At 64.6% G+C, this 17,838-nt stretch carries 17 protein-coding genes; 7 read left to right on the top strand and 10 right to left on the bottom strand.

Features of this window, described 5'->3' with window-relative positions; genetic code table 11:
- Positions 1-46 precede the first annotated feature (46 nt).
- Positions 47-388, top strand: a complete 342-nt coding sequence (locus tag GA645_RS10650) for a ribonuclease E inhibitor RraB (RefSeq protein WP_152222514.1) — start codon at positions 47-49, stop codon at positions 386-388.
- A 174-nt stretch (positions 389-562) separates the two neighbouring features.
- On the top strand, positions 563-1,267 hold the full coding sequence (locus GA645_RS10655) for a type 1 glutamine amidotransferase (RefSeq protein WP_152222516.1): 705 nt from the start codon (positions 563-565) through the stop codon (positions 1,265-1,267).
- Positions 1,268-2,189: 922 nt separating this feature from the next.
- Here GA645_RS10655 and GA645_RS10660 read toward each other — a convergent pair.
- From GA645_RS10660 to GA645_RS10685, 6 genes are all read right to left on the bottom strand, one after another.
- Positions 2,190-3,614 (bottom strand): gamma-aminobutyraldehyde dehydrogenase, encoded by a 1,425-nt coding sequence (locus GA645_RS10660; RefSeq protein ID WP_152222518.1) that lies wholly within the window; start codon positions 3,612-3,614, stop codon positions 2,190-2,192.
- Positions 3,615-3,651: 37 nt separating this feature from the next.
- A complete protein-coding gene (locus tag GA645_RS10665; RefSeq protein ID WP_152222520.1) occupies positions 3,652-4,464 on the bottom strand; it encodes an ABC transporter permease in 813 nt (270 codons plus the stop codon).
- The gene (locus GA645_RS10670) at positions 4,454-5,365 is read right to left on the bottom strand and encodes an ABC transporter permease (protein WP_152222522.1); all 912 of its coding nucleotides are present in this window, start codon (positions 5,363-5,365) and stop codon (positions 4,454-4,456) included. The genes GA645_RS10665 and GA645_RS10670 overlap by 11 nt, the downstream gene beginning before the upstream one ends.
- Complete coding sequence (locus tag GA645_RS10675; protein ID WP_152222524.1) at positions 5,362-6,381, bottom strand: ABC transporter ATP-binding protein; 1,020 nt, start codon at positions 6,379-6,381, stop codon at positions 5,362-5,364. Before GA645_RS10675 ends, GA645_RS10670 begins: the two co-directional genes overlap by 4 nt.
- 135 nt (positions 6,382-6,516) lie before the next feature.
- Positions 6,517-7,689 (bottom strand): putative ABC transporter substrate-binding protein YdcS, encoded by a 1,173-nt coding sequence (gene ydcS / locus GA645_RS10680; RefSeq protein WP_152222526.1) that lies wholly within the window; start codon positions 7,687-7,689, stop codon positions 6,517-6,519.
- 169 nt (positions 7,690-7,858) lie between these two features.
- The gene (locus GA645_RS10685) at positions 7,859-8,665 is read right to left on the bottom strand and encodes a cytochrome c (protein ID WP_152222528.1); all 807 of its coding nucleotides are present in this window, start codon (positions 8,663-8,665) and stop codon (positions 7,859-7,861) included.
- A 682-nt stretch (positions 8,666-9,347) separates the two neighbouring features.
- Between GA645_RS10685 and GA645_RS10690 the strand changes: the two genes are divergently transcribed.
- The 4 genes from GA645_RS10690 to GA645_RS10705 all read left to right on the top strand — a co-directional run bounded on the left by GA645_RS10690 (position 9,348) and on the right by GA645_RS10705 (position 14,402).
- Positions 9,348-10,553 (top strand): acetyl-CoA C-acetyltransferase, encoded by a 1,206-nt coding sequence (locus GA645_RS10690; RefSeq protein ID WP_152222530.1) that lies wholly within the window; start codon positions 9,348-9,350, stop codon positions 10,551-10,553.
- A gap of 98 nt (positions 10,554-10,651) precedes the next feature.
- Complete coding sequence (locus tag GA645_RS10695) at positions 10,652-12,796, top strand: 3-hydroxyacyl-CoA dehydrogenase NAD-binding domain-containing protein (protein ID WP_152222532.1); 2,145 nt, start codon at positions 10,652-10,654, stop codon at positions 12,794-12,796.
- 100 nt (positions 12,797-12,896) lie between these two features.
- The gene (locus GA645_RS10700) at positions 12,897-13,460 is read left to right on the top strand and encodes a cysteine hydrolase family protein (RefSeq protein ID WP_152222534.1); all 564 of its coding nucleotides are present in this window, start codon (positions 12,897-12,899) and stop codon (positions 13,458-13,460) included.
- Between the two features lie 204 nt (positions 13,461-13,664).
- On the top strand, positions 13,665-14,402 hold the full coding sequence (locus GA645_RS10705) for an amidotransferase (protein ID WP_152222536.1): 738 nt from the start codon (positions 13,665-13,667) through the stop codon (positions 14,400-14,402).
- A gap of 177 nt (positions 14,403-14,579) precedes the next feature.
- On the opposite strand, the gene GA645_RS10710 is transcribed toward GA645_RS10705, so the two are convergent.
- A complete protein-coding gene (locus GA645_RS10710) occupies positions 14,580-15,551 on the bottom strand; it encodes a magnesium and cobalt transport protein CorA (protein WP_152228032.1) in 972 nt (323 codons plus the stop codon).
- Positions 15,552-15,657: 106 nt separating this feature from the next.
- Positions 15,658-15,879, bottom strand: coding sequence for a hypothetical protein (locus GA645_RS10715; protein WP_152222539.1), 222 nt, complete (start codon positions 15,877-15,879; stop codon positions 15,658-15,660).
- A gap of 278 nt (positions 15,880-16,157) precedes the next feature.
- Between GA645_RS10715 and GA645_RS10720 the strand changes: the two genes are divergently transcribed.
- Positions 16,158-16,655: a macro domain-containing protein gene (locus GA645_RS10720; protein ID WP_152222540.1), complete on the top strand. Its 498-nt coding sequence runs from the start codon at positions 16,158-16,160 to the stop codon at positions 16,653-16,655.
- Positions 16,656-16,750: 95 nt separating this feature from the next.
- Here the strand turns inward: GA645_RS10720 and GA645_RS10725 are convergent, their stop codons facing one another.
- Both GA645_RS10725 and GA645_RS10730 read right to left on the bottom strand, forming a co-directional pair.
- On the bottom strand, positions 16,751-16,936 hold the full coding sequence (locus GA645_RS10725) for a hypothetical protein (protein ID WP_152222542.1): 186 nt from the start codon (positions 16,934-16,936) through the stop codon (positions 16,751-16,753).
- Positions 16,937-17,113: 177 nt separating this feature from the next.
- A complete protein-coding gene (locus GA645_RS10730) occupies positions 17,114-17,803 on the bottom strand; it encodes a crotonase/enoyl-CoA hydratase family protein (RefSeq protein WP_152222544.1) in 690 nt (229 codons plus the stop codon).
- Positions 17,804-17,838 lie beyond the last annotated feature (35 nt).

Genomic DNA, 17,838 nt, shown 5'->3' on the forward strand with positions numbered 1-17,838 from the left:
CGTTGGCGGGGAATAACTCTGAACGTCTCGACAGGAGGTGCGTACCATGGAAAAGCCCCTCTCGGAAGATATCAGCGTCAACGTGTTGCGCAGGATGAAGGAAGGTGGCTTCGATTTCGCTCGTATTCATCCCATTGATTTTTTCGCCATCTTTCCTGATGAACAGAATGCCCGTAAGGCCGCCCGGCAATTCCGCGGCGAGTCGCTGAGGGTGCAGGTCGAAGCCCGCGACGATGGCGGGTGGAACCTGCAGATCAGCAAGGTGATGTTCGCGACTCATGCGGGCATCGGCGCTTTCGAACACGACCTGGAGGAAGTCGTGGCGCCACTGGGAGGTATTCTGGACGGCTGGGGCGTGACCCAGGAAGTGAGCTCCCTGCGTCCCTAGCGGCAATGCGTTCCGAGCCGTCGTCCGACGGCTGTGATTTTGTTTACCCGCAACGATTGTCTACCCGCAACCGCACGCGCGCCGTCACCCACCGTGACGGCGCGGTTTCCGTGCGGGTACGCCGGGGGTTTATGACGCCTGCGCGATACGGCAGACTGCCGTGCGGAGGTGACCATGACCGATATTCTGATTCTGACCCACGTCGATTTCTGCCCGCCGGGCCATCTGGCCACGGTGCTGGACCGTTGCAACCTGTCGTTCGAGGTGCGTCGCGCCGACCTCGATGAACTGCAGGGCTATGACCTGGAGCGGCCGAAGGCGGTCGCCATCATGGGCGGGCCGATGAGCGTCAACGACGATACGCCGTGGCTGCGAGCGGAGATCGCCGCGATCCGTCGTTTCATCGAGCGCGACGTGCCGATGATCGGCCACTGCCTGGGCGGACAACTGCTGGCCAAGGCGCTGGGCGCGGATATCCGCCGCCTGCCCTATACCGAGATGGGCTGGCAGCCGATGCGCCGCCTGGAGTCGCAGAGCCCGTGGCTGGCGCACCTGCCGGACGAATTCCCGATCTACCAGTGGCATGGCGATACCTTCGAGCTGCCCGAGGGCGCGACGCACCTGCTCTCCAGCCCCTGGTGCGAGAACCAGGCGTTCAGCTTCGGCGAGCGTATCCTCGGCCTGCAAGGGCACCCGGAAATGACCGAGGAGCTGGTGAGCGGCTGGATCAACGGCTGGCCGGAATATCTCGACCCCAGCCAGCCGAGCCAGGAAAGCGCGGACGTGATGCTGGCCGAGCTGCCGCGGAAGATTGCGGCGATGAATCGCGTGGCGGAAGGGTTCTACGGCCACTGGCTGAAGCTGGCTGGGCTGGTCTGATCACTTGATGCCGGGATACGGCATCGCGGAGAGAGTCCGCTCCTACGAGGCCGTGGGCCAGGACTTGAGTTGCCGCAATTCGTAGGATGGGTGGAGCGAAGCGATACCCATGCTGTCGGTGCACGATGTTGATGGGTTTCGCTTCGCTCTACGCCATCCTACAAGGGCACAAAAGACAGTTGCTCCTACGAGGCCGTGGGCCAGGACTCGAGTTGCCGCAATTCGTAGGATGGGTGGAGCGCAGCGATACCCATGCTGTTGGTGCACGGTGTTGATGGGTTTCGCTTCGCTCTACGCCATCCTACAAGGGCACAAAAGACAGTTGCTCCTACGAGGCCGTGGGCCAGGACTCGAGTTGCCGCAATTCGTAGGATGGGTGGAGCGCAGCGATACCCATGCTGTCGGTGCACGGTGTTGATGGGTTTCGCTTCGCTCTACGCCATCCTACAAGGGCACAAAAGACAGTTGCTCCTACGAGGCCGTGGGCCAGGACTTGAGTTGCCGCAATTCGTAGGATGGGTGGAGCGCAGCGATACCCATGCTGTTGGTGCACGATGTTGATGGGTTTCGCTTCGCTCTACGCCATCCTACAAGGGCACAAAAGACAGTTGCTCCTACGAGGCCGTGGGCCAGGACTTGAGTTGCCGCAATTCGTAGGATGGGTGGAGCGCAGCGATACCCATGCTGTTGGTGCACGATGTTGATGGGTTTCGCTTCGCTCTACGCCATCCTACAAGGGCACAAAAGACAGTTGCTCCTACGAGGCCGTGGGCCAGGACTTGAGTTGCCGCAATTCGTAGGATGGGTGGAGCGCAGCGATACCCATGCTGTTGGTGCACGATGTTGATGGGTTTCGCTTCGCTCTACGCCATCCTACAAGTACGCAAAAGACTGTGTGCGTGGTGCTCTTACAGGCCGCCCCTCAATGCTTGATCATGATGTGCCGCGCCACGGTGTAGTCCTCCAGCCCGTACATCGACAGGTCCTTGCCGTAGCCCGACTGCTTGAACCCGCCGTGGGGCATTTCGCTGCACAACATGAAGTGGGTATTCACCCAGGTGCAGCCGTATTGCAGGCGCGCGGCCATCCGTGAAGCACGACCGACGTCGCGGGTCCAGACCGAGGAGGCGAGGCCGTACTCGGAGTCGTTGGCCCAGCGAATCGCCTCTTCCGCATCGCTGAAGGGGGTCACCGAGACCACCGGGCCGAATACCTCGCGGCGGACGATCTCGTCATCCTGCTCGGCATTGGCCACCACCGTCGGTTCGTAGAAGAAGCCCTTGCCGCTCACCACATTGCCGCCAGTGGCGATGCGGATGTGCGGGCTGGCCTTGGCCCGCTCGACGAAGCCGGAGACACGCTCGCGCTGGGCCGCGGTGATCAGCGGGCCGAGTTCGGTATTCGGGTCGTTCTGCAGCCCGATCTTCAGGCTGCCGACCGCGCTGGCGAGGTCGGCGACGAAGTTGTCGTAGATCTTCCTGCCGGCGTAGATGCGGCAGGCGGCGGTGCAGTCCTGCCCGGCGTTGTAGAAGCCGAAGGTGCGGATGCCGGCCACCACGTCCTGCAGGTCGGCGTCGTCGAAGACGATCACCGGAGCCTTGCCGCCCAGTTCCATGTGCAGGCGCTTCACGCTGTCGGCGGCGCTGCGGATGATCGCCTTGCCGGTGCCCACCGAACCGGTGAGGGAAACCATGCGCACGAGGTCGTGGCTCACCAGCGGCGAGCCCACGGTCGGGCCGCGGCCGAAGACCAGGTTGACCACTCCGGCGGGGAACAGCTCGGCGATGAATTCGGCAAGGCGCAGCGCAGTCAGCGGGGTCTGCTCCGATGGCTTGAGTACCACGCAATTGCCGGCGGCCAGGGCCGGGCCGAGTTTCCAGGCGGCCATCATCAGCGGGTAGTTCCACGGCGCGATGGAGGCGATCACCCCCACCGGGTCGCGGCGGATCATCGAGGTGAAACCGGGCAGGTACTCGCCAGCAGCTGAGCCGGGCATCACGCGGCAGGCGCCGGCGAAGAAGCGGAAGACGTCGGCAATGGCCGGGATCTCGTCGTTCAGCGCGGCGGCGTAGGGCTTGCCGCAGTTGTCGGACTCCAGGCGGGCCAACTCCTCGGCGTGTGCCTCGATGCGGTCGGCCAGGCGCAGCAGGAGCATGGCGCGGTCCTTCGGCGCGGTCTGCGACCAGCTGTCGAAGGCGCGGTCGGCGGCGCGCACGGCGATGTCCACCTGGGCTTCGCTGGCTTCGGCGATCTGGCCGATCACCTCGCCGGTGGCGGGGTTGAGGATGTCCAGCTTCTCGCCTTCGCCGGCGACGAACTGGCCGTTGATCAGGAGTTTGGTTTGCATCGCGTCCTCCGTGCAGGTGCGGTTGTCGGTTCGCGGGTTACTTGCCGCTCCCCGCCACGTCGCTGGTCCCTCGCGTCAGGTAGTAGGCGCCGAGGATCGGCAGCATGGTGGCGAGCATCACCAGCATGGCGACGACGTTGGTGATCGGCACGTCGCGGGGGCGGGTCAGCTGGTTGAGCAGCCACAGCGGCAGGGTGCGCTCGTGGCCGGCGGTGAAGGTGGTGACGATGATCTCGTCGAACGACAGGGCGAAGGCCAGCATGCCGCCGGCCAGCAGGGCCGTGGCGATGTTCGGCAGGATGATGTAGCGGAAGGTCTGCCAGCCGTCGGCGCCCAGGTCCATGCTCGCCTCGATCAGGCTGTGCGAGGTGCGGCGGAAGCGGGCGATCACGTTGTTGTAGACGATCACCACGCAGAAGGTGGCGTGGCCGATGACGATGGTCAGCATGCCCGGCTCGATGCCGAGGGTCTTGAACGCCGAGAGCAGGGCGATACCGGTGATGATGCCGGGCAGGGCGATCGGCAGGATCAGCATCAGCGAGATGCCCTCCTTGCCGAAGAAGTCGCGGCGGTACAGCGCACCGGCGGCCAGGGTGCCCAGCACCATGGCGATCAGCGTGGCTACGCAGGCGATCTTCACCGACAGCCAGATGGCGTCGAGCACATCGCCGCGCTGGAAGGCGATGCTGAACCATTTCAGGGTGAAGCCCTGCAGCGGGAAGCTGTAGGCCGACTCCTCGGTGTTGAAGGCGTAGAGCAGGATCACCAGGATCGGGAAATGCAGGAACACCAGCCCGCCCCAGGCGGCCAGGCGCAGGAACCAGGACGGGCGATTGTCGTCAGAGCGCATCGAAGGCTCCCAGCCGCTTGGCGATGGACAGGTAGACGGCGATCAACACGATGGGCACCAGGGTGAAGGCCGCCGCCAGTGGCATGTTGCCCACCGCGCCCTGTTGCACGTAGACCATGGTGCCGATGAACAGCCCGCTGGGGCCGACCAGCTGGGGGATGATGAAGTCGCCCAGGGTCAGGCTGAAGGTGAAGATCGAGCCGGCCACCACGCCGGGGAAGGCCAGTGGCAGGATCACCTGGAAGAAGGTCTGCCGCGGGTGGGCGCCGAGGTCCGCCGAGGCCTGCAGCAAAGAGGGCGGCAGGCGCTCCAGGGCGGCCTGGATCGGCAGGATCATGAATGGCAGCCAGATGTAGGTGAACACCCAGAAGCGCCCGATGTGCGATGTGGACAGGGTGTTGCCGCCCACGCCGGGTACGTCGAGCAACAGGCCGAGCGGGCCGAGCAGGTGCAGGCGCTCGATCACCCAATAGAGGATGCCGCCCTTGGCCAGGATCACTGTCCAGGCGTAGGCCTTGACGATGTAGCTGGCCCACATCGGCAGCATCACCGCGATGTAGAAGAAGGCCTTTTCCTTGGGCCCGGCGTAGCGCGCCATGTAGTAGGCGATGGGGAAGGCGAGGATGGCGCTGGCGATGGAGACGCTGATGGCCATGCCCAGGGTGCGCAGCACGATGTCGTAGTTGGCCGGGTTGATAAGCGCCTTGTAGTTGGCGAAGGTCAGCTCCGGCGTCACCGCCATGGTGAAGTCGTCGAAGGTGTAGAAGCTCTGCCAGAGCAGGGCGAACAGCGAGCCGATGTAGATCACCCCGAACCACAGCAACGGCGGAATCAGCAGCATCAACAGGTACATCGTGCTGCGCCGGTAGAGGAAGCTTGCGATGCCGCGTATCGGGCTCATGGCGCCGGTTCCTCCAGCAGCGGCACCAGCGCGCTGCGCGCCCAGCAGGCCACGACCGGCTCGCCCGGTTGCGGCCGGTGTTCCTCGCGCTCGCCGTTGGGCAGCGCGGCGACCAGGCGCGAGCCGTTGTCCAGCTCGATTTCGTAGCGGCTGCTGGCGCCCATGTACTGCACGTCGAACAGGGTGCCGCTGACTTCCAGCTCGCCGTCACCGGCGCGGCCGAAGCGCACGTGTTCGGGACGTAGCGAGTACGGCCGGGCTTCGCCGATCAGGCGTTGCGCCAGTTCTCCCCGCAATACGTTGGCGGTGCCGACGAACTCGGCGACGAAGCGTGTGGCCGGTTTCATGTAGAGGTTGCGCGGGGTGTCGACCTGCTCGATGCGGCCTTTGTTGAACACCGCGACGCGGTCGGACATGGACAACGCCTCGCCCTGGTCATGGGTGACGAAGATGAAGGTGATGCCCAGTTGGCGTTGCAGCTTCTTCAACTCCACCTGCATCTGTTCGCGCAGCTTGAGGTCCAGCGCGCCCAGGGGTTCGTCCAGCAGCAGCACGCGCGGACGGTTCACCAGGGCTCGGGCCAGGGCCACGCGTTGGCGCTGGCCACCGGACAATTGGGCCGGCTTGCGGCCGCCGTAGCCACCCAGGGCGACCATCGACAGGGCTTCTTCGGCGCGCCTCAGGCGTTCGGTCTTGGCCACGCCCTTGACCTTGAGGCCGTAGGCGACGTTGTCCAGCACATTCATGTGCGGGAACAGCGCGTAGTCCTGGAACACCGTGTTGACGTCTCGCTCGTAGGGCGGCAACCCGGCGGCTTCATGGCCGTGGATGCGAATGGAGCCCGAGGTCGGCTGCTCGAATCCGGCGATCAGGCGCAGGCAGGTGGTCTTGCCCGATCCGGAGGGGCCGAGCATGGAGAAGAACTCGCCATCACGGATCTCGATGGACACCCGGTCGACGGCGCGGACATCGCCGTAGTGACGGCTCACCTCGGTGAACTGGACGGCTGTGGTCATGCTGCTGGCTACCTGAATGGCGGGGCTGCTTCAGAAAAGGTAGCGCATGGGGGCGAGGGCGCCTGATCAGGCGTTCGCGGAAACGAAAACGGCGGACAACCGCGACCGGTCATCCGCCGTTGGGAGGACGTTACGTCACCTTCCGCCCATGATCGCGATGTAGTCCTGCGTCCAGCGGCTGTACGGCACGCACTGGCCCTGGCTGCACTTGGCCTGCGGGGTCTTCCAGAAGGCGATGCGGTCGAACTGGTCGTAGCCGTTGGTGGCGCAGCCCTGGGCACCGAGCAGCTGGCTGCCGCTGCAGCCGGCGGGGGAGGCGGGCACCGAGCCGAACCAGGCCGCCACGTCGCCCTGCACTTTGGGTTCCAGCGACCAGTTCAGCCACTTGTAGGCGCAGGTCGGGTGCTTGGCGTCGACGTGCATCATGGTGGTGTCGGCCCAGCCGGTCACCCCTTCGACCGGGATGGTCGACTGGATCGGCTGCTTCTCGCCCACCAGTGCGTTGACCTGGTACGGCCAGGAGCCGGAGGCGGCCACGCCTTCGTTCTTGAAGTCGCTCATCTGCACTGTCGCGTCATGCCAGTAGCGGTGGACCAGCTTCTGCTGGTCGCGCAGCAGCTTGAGCGTGGCGGCGTACTGTTCCTCGTTGAGCTCGTAGGGGTCCTGGATGCCCAGCGCGGGGTTGGTGGTCTTCAGGTAGAGCGCCGCGTCGGCAATGTAGATCGGTCCGTCGTACGCCTGCACTCGACCCTTGTTGCTCTTGCCGTCGGGCAGCTTCTGCTCGCTGAACACCACGCTCCAGCTGAGTGGCGCCTTGGGGAAGACCTTGGTGTTGTACATCAGCACGTTCGGCCCCCACTGGTAGGGCGTGCCGTAGTGCTTGCCGTCCACCGTATGCCACGGTGCGTTCTGCAGGCGCGGGTCGACGTTCTTCCAGTTGGGGATCAGGGCGGTGTTGATCGGTTGCACGCGCTTGCCGTAGACAAGCCGCAGGGATGCATCGCCGGAGGCGGTGACCAGGTCGTAGCCGCCCTTGGCCATCAGGCTGACCATCTCGTCGGAGGTGGCGGCGGTCTTCACGTTGACCTTGCAGCCGGTGTCCTTCTCGAACTGGGTGACCCAGTCGTAGTTCTTGTCGCTCTCACCGCGTTCGACGTAGCCGGGCCAGGCGATGATATCGAGGGCGCCTTCGGGCTGGCCCAGTTGCTTGAGGGCGTCGGCGGCCTGGAGGGAGGCGCTGCTGAGCAGGCTGACGCCGGCGAAGGCCAGCGCCGCGACCTTCCCTGAAAACAATTGCACTGATGACATGAATCGACTCCTGTTGTTTTGGTTCTGGGAGCCGTTGCGGCCGAATTGCGCCGAACGTTGGCACCTACGTTGATGGCAATGTGCTCACAGCGGGAGGGCACGCTCTAGCAGAGTAGTTCTGGCCTCTGGGGCTGACAAGAATGCGCCTGCCAGCCCCCTGTGCGGGGCGTCAGTTGCCGGCGCTCTTCACCTTGCGCCTGGCCATGTGCTGCAGGTACGCCACCACCTGATCGAGCTCCGCATCGCTGATCACCTCCGGCGCGAAGCCTTTCATTCGTGCTTCCGGCCAGCGCCGCAGGCTCTGCGGATCGCGGATGTACTGCTTGAGGTAGCCGGCGGCGAAGTACTCGGTCGGGTTGTGCGGCACGTTCAGGTCCGGCCCGAACTGCGAGTCGCCGGCGCCATTGAGGCGGTGGCAGGCCAGGCAGTTCTTCTGGAACTGGGCAAAGCCCGCCTGGACCTTCTTCGACGCGTCCTTGGCTGGCAGCAGGGCCGGGAAGCGTTCGGCCAGCGGCTTCAGGTAGCGGATGCTGGCGACCTGGAAGGGCCACTGCTCGGGCCCGATGCCGGCGACCTTGGGGGCGGTCCAGACCAGATAGAACGGGCCGGCCGAGGGCTTGCCGGCGGCCAGCTCCGGCCAGGGCTTGCCCGGCTCTTCGATGGCCAGCCAGGCGCGCGAGCCCTGGGTCGCCAGCAGCGGCGCGGCCGGTAGTTCGGCGGCGAAGCCGTCCAGCGCTACCGCCTGCAGGTGGTCGGCGGCTTTCACCCCACCCAAGAGCGCGGCCAGCGGTACAGCGCGGTAATGCATGGTGCGGTTGTAGGAGACGTCAGCGGGAATCTCGATGTCCTGCGCCTTGGGGTTGGCCAGCAGCTGTTCGGTGGTCAGGCGGTGAGGGCCATCGGGCAGTTCGAGGTTCAGGGTGGCGGCGAAAACTGGAGGGCAGAGCAGGAGAAAGGACAGCAGCAGTGGGCGCATGGACGGTCGGTTCCGTGAACGGAGAGGGCGGCCGAACCATAGCAGAAGGTGAGCCGAGGAGGAGGTGACTCCCGCGCTGCGTTGACCGTGGCTCGCGAGTGGCGGCACGCGGTGCGCAGCAACGGGATCGCCGGTTTGTTGTCCCTAGCCGACCAGGCGACTCAGGTTGGGGATGATAAGTACCACTGTGGTGGCAAAGACGATCAGGCTAGCCTGACGCCATTTTCTTGATTGTTGATGATCCATCATAGCCTTCCGCCTTTCTTGTTGTTGGCCTGGTTCCTATCCGCACTCACGGCCTGTCGGCAGTGGAGCCAGGGCCTTGGCTTCTGGTTCCGTAACCGCCCCGGCAAAACCCGGCAGCGGCACTTTTCGCAGTGTCTGCAAAATGGAGTCTAAGCCTAGAGCGACGCGGGCTTAGACCATCTGGCAACAAGTCCTGCAGTTCCAGGCTTATTCCATCTATATGACTGCAGCGTGACAGCTCTGGCCCGCAACTCGACCGTTTGTCCGGAGTCTTGGGCATGCCTTTCATAGAGCCCTCGCACCCTCGGCCGCCGGTCGGAGGTTGAGCGTGCCGGTCAATGCGCCTGAGCGCTGCGGTCATTGTCGGTGTCCGCCACGCCGCTAAGGTAGGTCGACACGCCACGCCTGCGTGACGACAACTCTAAGAGAGAACGCCATGACCGAAGCATTCATTTACGACGCGGTGCGTACTCCCCGCGGCAAGGGCAAGAAGGACGGCGCGCTGCACAGCGTCAAGCCGGTCAACCTGATGGCCGGTGTCCTGCGCGCGCTGCAGCAGCGCAACCAGCTCGACACCGCGCAGGTCGACGACATCGTCCTGGGCTGCGTGACCCCGGTGGGCGACCAGGGCGCGGACATCGCCAAGACCGCCGCGCTGGTGGCCGACTGGGACGAGCAGGTCGCCGGCGTACAGATCAACCGCTTCTGTGCCTCGGGCCTGGAGGCGGTCAACCTGGGCGCCATGAAGGTGCGTTCGGGCTTCGAGGACCTGGTGGTGGTCGGCGGCGTGGAATCCATGTCCCGCGTACCCATGGGCTCCGACGGCGGCGCCTGGGCGCTGGACCCGGAAACCAACCTGCACACCAGCTTCGTGCCCCAGGGCATTGGTGCCGACCTGATCGCCACTCTGGAAGGTTTCAGCCGCGGCGACGTCGACGCCTTCGCCCTGCGTTCCCAGCAGAAGGCCGCCAAGGCCCGCGCCGAAGGGCTGTTCGCCAAATCGCTGGTGCCGGTGACCGACCAGAACGGCATCGTCCTGCTCGACCATGACGAATTCATCCGTGCCGACTCCACCCTCGAAGGCCTCGGCGCGCTCAAGCCCAGCTTCGAGATGATGGGGCAGATGGGCTTCGATGCCAGCGCGCTGCGCAAGTACAGCTTCGTCGAGCGCATCGAGCACGTGCACACGCCGGGCAACAGCTCCGGCATCGTCGACGGCGCCGCCGCCATGCTCATCGGCTCCGAGGCCAAGGGCCGCGAACTGGGCCTCAAGGCCCGTGGGCGCATCGTCGCCACCGCGGTGACCAGCACCGACCCGACCATCATGCTCACCGGCCCCGCGCCGGCAACCCGCAAGGCGCTGGCCAAGGCCGGGCTGAAGGCCGAGGACATCGACCTCTACGAGGTCAACGAAGCCTTCGCCTCGGTGGTGATGAAGTTCATGAAGGACATGGGCGTGCCGGAGAGCAAGGTCAACGTCAACGGCGGCTCCATCGCCATGGGCCACCCCCTGGGCGCCACCGGCTGCATGATCCTCGGCACGCTGCTGGATGAACTGGAGCGGCGCAACCTGCGCTACGGCCTGGCCACCCTCTGCGTGGGCGGCGGCATGGGTATCGCCACCATCATCGAACGAATCTGAACCGGCTTGCAGGAGCGCTGATTGTCGATTGGGTTCCCGCGAACGCGGGAACCCAGAGACAGCCGCTCCTGCTCCCGCTGTCGAATAGGACTGGAAAAATGACTGACGCCATCCGTTACGAGAAGGGCCAGGACAACATCGTCGTCCTGACCATGGACATGCCCGGCCAGAGCGCCAACACCATGAACGGTGTATACCGCGAGGCCATGGCCGCCACCGTGGCGCGCCTGGAAGCCGAGAAGGATTCGATCGCCGGCGTGGTGATCACCTCCGCGAAGAAGACCTTCTTCGCTGGCGGCGACCTGAATGAGCTGATCAAGGTGACCAAGGCCGACGCCCAGGCTTTCTACGAAGGCATCCTGGTGCTCAAGGGCCAGTTGCGCCGCCTGGAGACCCTCGGCAAGCCGGTGGTCGCCGCCATCAACGGCGCAGCCCTGGGCGGCGGCTGGGAAATCTGCCTGGCCTGCCACCACCGCATTGCCCTGGACGAAAGCCACGTCCAGCTCGGCCTGCCGGAAGTCACCCTGGGCCTGCTGCCCGGTGGCGGTGGCGTGGTGCGCATGGTGCGCCTGCTCGGCCTGGAGAAGGCCCTGCCGTACCTGGCCGAAGGCAAGAAGGTGCGTCCGGAACAGGCGCTCAAGGCCGGCCTGATTCACCAACTGGCTTCCAGCCGCGAAGAGATGCTGAGCAAGGCCCGCGAGTGGATCGCAGCCAATCCGGCCGCCAAGCAGCCGTGGGACAGTGCCGGCCACAAGATCCCCGGCGGCACGCCGGCAAGCCCGGCCGTGGCGCAGATGCTGGCCATCGCCCCGTCCGTGCTGCGCGACAAGACCAAGGCCTGCTTCCCGGCGCCGGAGAAGATCATGTGCGCCGCCGTCGAAGGCGCGCAGGTGGATTTCGATACCGCGCAGCTGATCGAGGCGCGCTACTTCACCGAGCTGACCACCGGCCAGGTGGCAAAGAACATGATCGGTACCTTCTGGTTCCAGCTGAACGAGATCAATGCCGGCAAGTCGCGTCCGCAGGGCATCCCGCCACAGCAGACGAAGAGGGTTGGCGTCGTCGGCGCCGGCATGATGGGCGCGGGCATCGCCTACGTCTCCGCCGCCGCTGGCATCGAGGTGGTGCTCAAGGACGTTTCCGTCGAAGCGGCGGAAAAGGGCAAGGCCTACTCGGCCGGCCTGCTGGACAAGAAAGTCGGCAAGGGCCAGATGAGCGCCGAGAAGCGCGACGCCTTCCTCGCACGGATCAAGCCGACTGCCAGCGATGCCGACTTCGCAGGCTGCGATCTGATCATCGAAGCCGTGTTCGAGGACCGCGGCCTGAAGGCCAAGGTCAGCGCCGCCGCCGAATCCGCCGCGCTGCCGGATGCGGTGATCGCCTCCAACACCTCGACCCTGCCGATCACCGGCCTGGCCCAGGCGGTCGCGCAGCCGCAGAAGTTCATCGGCCTGCACTTCTTCAGTCCGGTGGACAAGATGCCGCTGGTGGAGATCATCCGTGGCGAGAAGACCGACGACGTCACCCTGGCCCGCGCCTTCGACTATGTCCTGCAGATCAAGAAGACCCCGATCGTCGTCCACGACAGCCGTGGCTTCTTCACCTCCCGCGTGTTCGGCACTTTCACCAACGAAGGCCTGGCCATGCTCGGCGAGGGCGTGTCGGCGGCGATGATCGAGAACCAGGCACGCCAGGCCGGTATGCCGGTGGGCCCGCTGGCGATCAGCGACGAAGTGTCGATGAGCCTGATGAGCCACATTCGCGAGCAGACCCGCAAGGACCTGGAGGCCGACGGCAAGCAGTTGCCCAGGCATCCGGCTTTTGCCGTGGTCGACCTGATGGTCAAGGAGTACAAGCGTCCGGGCAAGGCCGCCGGCGCCGGCTTCTACGACTATCCCGCCAACGGCAGGAAGCACCTGTGGCCGGAGCTGAAGCAGCGCTTCGAAAAGGCTGATGCGCAGATCTCTGCCGAAGACGTGCGCGACCGCATCCTCTTCGTACAGGCCATCGAGACGGTGCGCTGTGTGGCGGAGGGCGTGCTGACCTCCACCGCCGACGCCAACATCGGCTCGATCTTCGGCATCGGCTTCGCGGCCTGGAGCGGTGGTGCGCTGCAGTTCATCAACCAATATGGCCTGAAGGACTTCATCGCCCGCGCCGAATACCTGGCCGAGCAGTACGGTGAGCGCTTCCTGCCGCCGGCGCTGCTGCTGGAGAAGGCCGCGCGGGGGGAGGTGTTCTGAGGGGCTCCTACAAGTTATCCAGCAAACCGGCCCTCGCGGCCGGTTTTTTCTTGTCCGGGCAAGTCGTAGGATGATGCGTTCGCCCACAAGGACCGTTCCCATGACTTCGCCGATACCGCCCGCCTTGTTGATCATCGACCAGCAGAAGGGCATGCAGGACAGCCCCGTGCTGCGCAATAACCCGCAGGCCGAGCTGCGCATCGGCGAGCTGCTGGCAGCTTGGCGCCGGGCCGGCTGGCCGCTGGCGCACATCCGGCACATTTCGCGTACGCCGGGCTCGCCGTTCTGGCCAGGCCAGCCGGGAGCGGAGTTCCAGGAGGCGCTGGCGCCGCTGGAGCACGAGCATGTGGTGGAAAAGAACGTCCCCGATGCATTCATCAACAGTGGCCTGGAACGTTGGCTGCGGGTACGCGGCGTCGACTCGGTGGTGATCTGCGGCGTCAGCACCAATAATTCGGTGGAGGCCACGGCGCGCACGGCGGGCAATCTGGGCTTCTTCACGCAGGTGGCGGCGGACGCCTGCTTCGCCTTCGACAAGCGCGATTTCAACGGCGTGCAGCGCAGCGCGGAGGAGGTTCACGCCATGTCCCTGGCCAACCTGCAAGGTGAATATGCGCAGGTGCTGGAGGCGAACTCGATCCTGCGAACTCTGTCCCTGAGCTGAATCCTTGCCGACCGGCCGTCACCCTTGTGCGTCCATGCAATTGAAGGGTGATGGGTTTTCCGGTATTTCCCCTGAAATTCCTGCACAAGAATCGGCTTCGGCATCTTGTGCGGTGAAAAAAATGGGCGTAATTTTCACGCGCGTTTCATCAGTGTCAGGAAAACCATTCTTATCAGCCGCTAACCCCCCAGGAATCACCCCTGCATGTCGTTGCACATCTGCATTCTGGAAACCGACATCCTCCGCCCCGAACTCATCGATCAGTACAAGGGCTATGGCTGGATGTTCCAGCAACTGTTCGCCAAGCAACCCGTTCCGGCCGAGTTCAAGGTCTATAACGTGGTGGAAGGGCATTACCCGCCCGAAGATGAGAAGTTCGACGCGTACCTGGTGACCGGCAGCAAGGCGGACTCCTTCGGCACTGATCCCTGGATACAGACCCTCAAGGACTACGTGCTCAAGCTCTACGAGCGTGGCGACAAGCTGCTGGGCGTGTGCTTTGGCCACCAGTTGCTGGCCCTGGTGCTGGGTGGCAAGACCGAGCGCGCCAGCCAGGGGTGGGGTGTGGGCATTCACGACTACCACATCGAGGAGCAGCCGGAGTGGATGAGCCCGGCACCGGGCGATGGCCTGACCCTGCTGGTCAGCCACCAGGACCAGGTCACCGAGCTGCCCCACGGCGCGCGCCGCATCGCTTCGAGCGATTTCTGCCCGAACGCCGCCTACGCCATTGGCGACCAGGTGCTGTGCTTCCAGGGTCACCCGGAGTTCCAGAGCGATTACTCCCAGGCCATCCTTGAGCTGCGCAAGCACATCTTCAGCGAGCCGGTGTTCCAGTCCGGCATCGACAGCCTCGTCCGTCCGCACCAGGGCACAGCCGTTGGTGAGTGGATGATGCGCTTCGTGCAGCAGGGCCGCGAGAAGAAGCAGAACGCTGCCTGATTCCTGTCGTGCTGACTGAAAACGCCGCTCAATCGAGCGGCGTTTTCGTTTGTGGGGCGTCTTCGGTGAGCTCCGTGCGATCCCGACCCTATCGCGGACGGAGTCCGCTCCTACGAATGGTTCCGATGAGCGCAGGAGCGGACTCTGTCCGCGATCGCTTCCCGGCCCGTACGCGGCCTAGAGCCACTCCGCCTGCTTGAAGCTGATGTACAGCCCGACACAGCCCAGCGTCAGCAGGCCCATACATAGGAAGTAGCCGTAGTGCCAGTGCAGCTCTGGAATGTATTCGAAGTTCATGCCATAGATGCCGGCCACCGCCGTGGGAAACGCGAGAATCGCCGCCCAGGCGGCGAACTTGCGCTGCACAACGCTCTGCCGTGAAGACTCCAGCGCCAGCCCGACGTCGATGGTCTGGGTGGCCACGTCGCGCAGGGTGGTGAGGTCTTCCAGCAGGCGATTCACGTGAATCGCCACGTCGCGGAAGTAGGGGCGCATCTGTTTGTCGATGAAGGGGAAGTCCAGGCGCTGCAGCTCCTGGCAGATCTCCACCATGGGCGCGGCATAGTGCTTGAGCCTGAGCACCTCGCGGCGCAGGCCGTAGATCTTCTCGATCTGCTCCTGGGTCAGCGGCTTGCGCAGTACCTGTTGCTCGACTTCCTCGATTTCCCCGCGAATGGCTTCCACCAGCGGCTCGTAGTTGCTCACCACGAAGTCGAGCAGGGCATAGAGCACGAAGTCGGTGCCGTGGGCCAGCAGCAGCGGCCGAGCCTCGCAGCGCTGGCGCACCTGGGCATAGGACTGCGAGAAACCGTGGCGGGCGCTGATGATGTAGCCGACACCGGCGAACAGGTGGGTTTCCACGAACATCAGTCGGTTGTCGGCGCGGATTGGCGAATAGATCACCATGAACAGCGCGTCGCCGAAGGTCTCGAGTTTCGGTCTGCTGTGCTTGTCGAGGGCGTCGGAAACCGCCAGTTCGTGCAGGTTGAACTGCCGTTGCAGGTTGAACATTTCCTCCGGTGTCGGCTCCTGCAGCCCCGTCCAGACAAAGTGGTCGGGTTGGCAGGCCCAGCGGTAACCGTCTTCCAGGGGAATATCGGAGACCTTGCGGCCCTTGCTGTAGACGGCGGATGCGATGACGCGGCCCATGGTGAACCCCCGCAACTGGCTGGCGCGTGGGGCAGGCATCCCCACGGCACGGACTCTCAAGCCAAGAGTGTTGGACATGGTGGCCGGCTACGCCAGCCGCTGAGCATCAGGAATGGGGGCGAAGTGCTTCCTGCAGACCTTGCAGGGCTACCGGCAGCGCCTGGTTGACGCGGTTGAAGAGCCCGGTCCTGTCGATATTGTCCATCGGCGCGTGGCGGACGCTTGCGTAACCCGCGGTCAGTGCCATGACGACCAGGATCACCATGGTGTAGAGCCCCAGGGCGGCGAGGGCGCCATTGCGGGCGTAGCGGTGGGCTTGGCGGTTCATGGTGGCGACCTGGGCGGTTGGAAACGATGACTCAGTGTCACCGCCGCCCTGTTCGCTGAATAACGAAGCCGGTTGCTTTCGACTATCAGGATTATTGATGGGCGCTCGGGGGGGACGCCGCCGCGACGTACGGGCGGAGTGCTCGGAGGTTTCCGAGAGCTGGACTGCGTTCATGGGCGTTTGACCCGCATAAAAAATGGCGAGGCCACCGGGCGTAACGTGGGAATCAGGTGGTGGCGCAACGCGGCCACGGACGCTCCGAACGCAAGGAACCTCCCATGATTCGATACGTTGAAGGCGACATTCTGCTCAGCAAGGCCCAGGTCATCGCGCACGGCATCGCGCCGCAGGACCATTTCGATTCCGGTCTTGCGCTGGCGCTGCGCGAGCGCTGGCCGTCCATGGTGCGCGACTACCGCCATGCGGCCCATTCGGATGCGCCGCAGTCTGGCTCGATCTGGGTCTGGTTGGGGGTCGATGCCGATGGTGGTACCCGTTGCATCGCCAATCTGCTGACCCAGGGCATGCAAGGCTCGGGACGCAGTGCGCGTCCGGCGAAGGCAACGCTGGAGAACGTCGGCCACTGCCTGAAGGAGCTTGCCCGGTACCTGCAGAGCGAGCGGGTGAGCAGCGTGGCGCTGCCTTGCCTGGCGACCGGTGTGGGCGGGCTCGACTGGAAGGAGGTGAAGCCGTTGGTGGAGCGATACCTGGGCGACCTGGGTAGCGCGGTGGTGGTCTACGAGGTCTACCGCAAGGGTGTGGCTGCAGCTGAGTGACGACACCCCGTCGCCCTGGAAAAGCCCGGCCGCAAGCCGGGCTTTTCGCATCGGGCTGGACGGCATGATGTCACCTGCTGCGGGCGAGGCTGGCGTTAGCCCTGCTTGGCGGCGGCTTCCACCGAGTGGCTGGCTGCCTGCTCGGTCGGCTGCTGCTGCACGCTCTGGGTCAGGTTGAGCATGCGGTTCTGCATCAGCGGGGATTCTTCGGCGAAGCTGGCCTGGGCGGCGATGGCGGTGGCAGCGGCGAAGAGGGTTGCGGCGATTACCTTGAGTTTCATGATGAACACCTCCGATGGTGTTGCTTTGGGTTCATCCATAGGTTAATCCGCAATAATTTTTGAAAAATAGCAGTTCGGATTAATGAGTTTTTACAAAAACGCAACAGTCGCCTGGCGCAACGAGTCTTCCTGACATAAAAAAGCCCGGCGCGGGGCCGGGCTCTTTCATGTCTGACGTCAGGCGAGGTGCTGCTTGTCCAGCTCGATTGAGCGGTCGAGGGTTTCCAGCAGCTGCTTGCGCACTTTCAGCTTGGTGTTACGGTGGGCGGTCATGTTGAGCTTCTTCAGGTGGCGTGCCGCTTCCAGGGCAGCCTCCTGCAGTTGCTCGGCCGGTACTACCTTGTCGAGGAAGCCGGCGTCCACGGCATCGCGTGGGCTGAACATTTCCGCGTTCACCACCGAACGGGTGAAGGCGGAGCGGCGCAGGCGGTCGCGGGCCAGTTCGATACCCACGTGGTGCATGGTCATGCCGATGGCGACTTCGTTGAGACCGATCTGGAACGGGCCGTCGACGCCAACGCGGTAATCCGCCGAGAGCAGCAGGAAGGCGCCTTTGGCCACCGCATGGCCGGTGCAGGCCACGATGACCGGATAGGGGTGGGCGAGCATGCGGCGCGCCAGGGTCGAGCCGGCGGCCACCAGGTTGACGGCGTTGTCCGGGCCGGAGGTCATCACCTTCAGGTCGTAGCCGCCGGAGAGGATGCCCGGCTGGCCGGTCACGATGACCACCGCGCGATCCTGTACCGCCTGGTCCAGTGCCTGATTGAAGGCCTCGATCACCGCGGGGGAGATCGCGTTCACCTTGCCGTTGTTCAGGGTCAGGGTGGCGATGCCGTCTTCGAGTTGGTAGGTGATCAGCTCACTCATGGCGGTAGTCCTTGGTTGGAAATGCGCCAGAACAT

Source organism: Pseudomonas sp. SCB32 (assembly GCF_009189165.1).
Taxonomy (GTDB): Bacteria; Pseudomonadota; Gammaproteobacteria; order Pseudomonadales; family Pseudomonadaceae; genus Pseudomonas.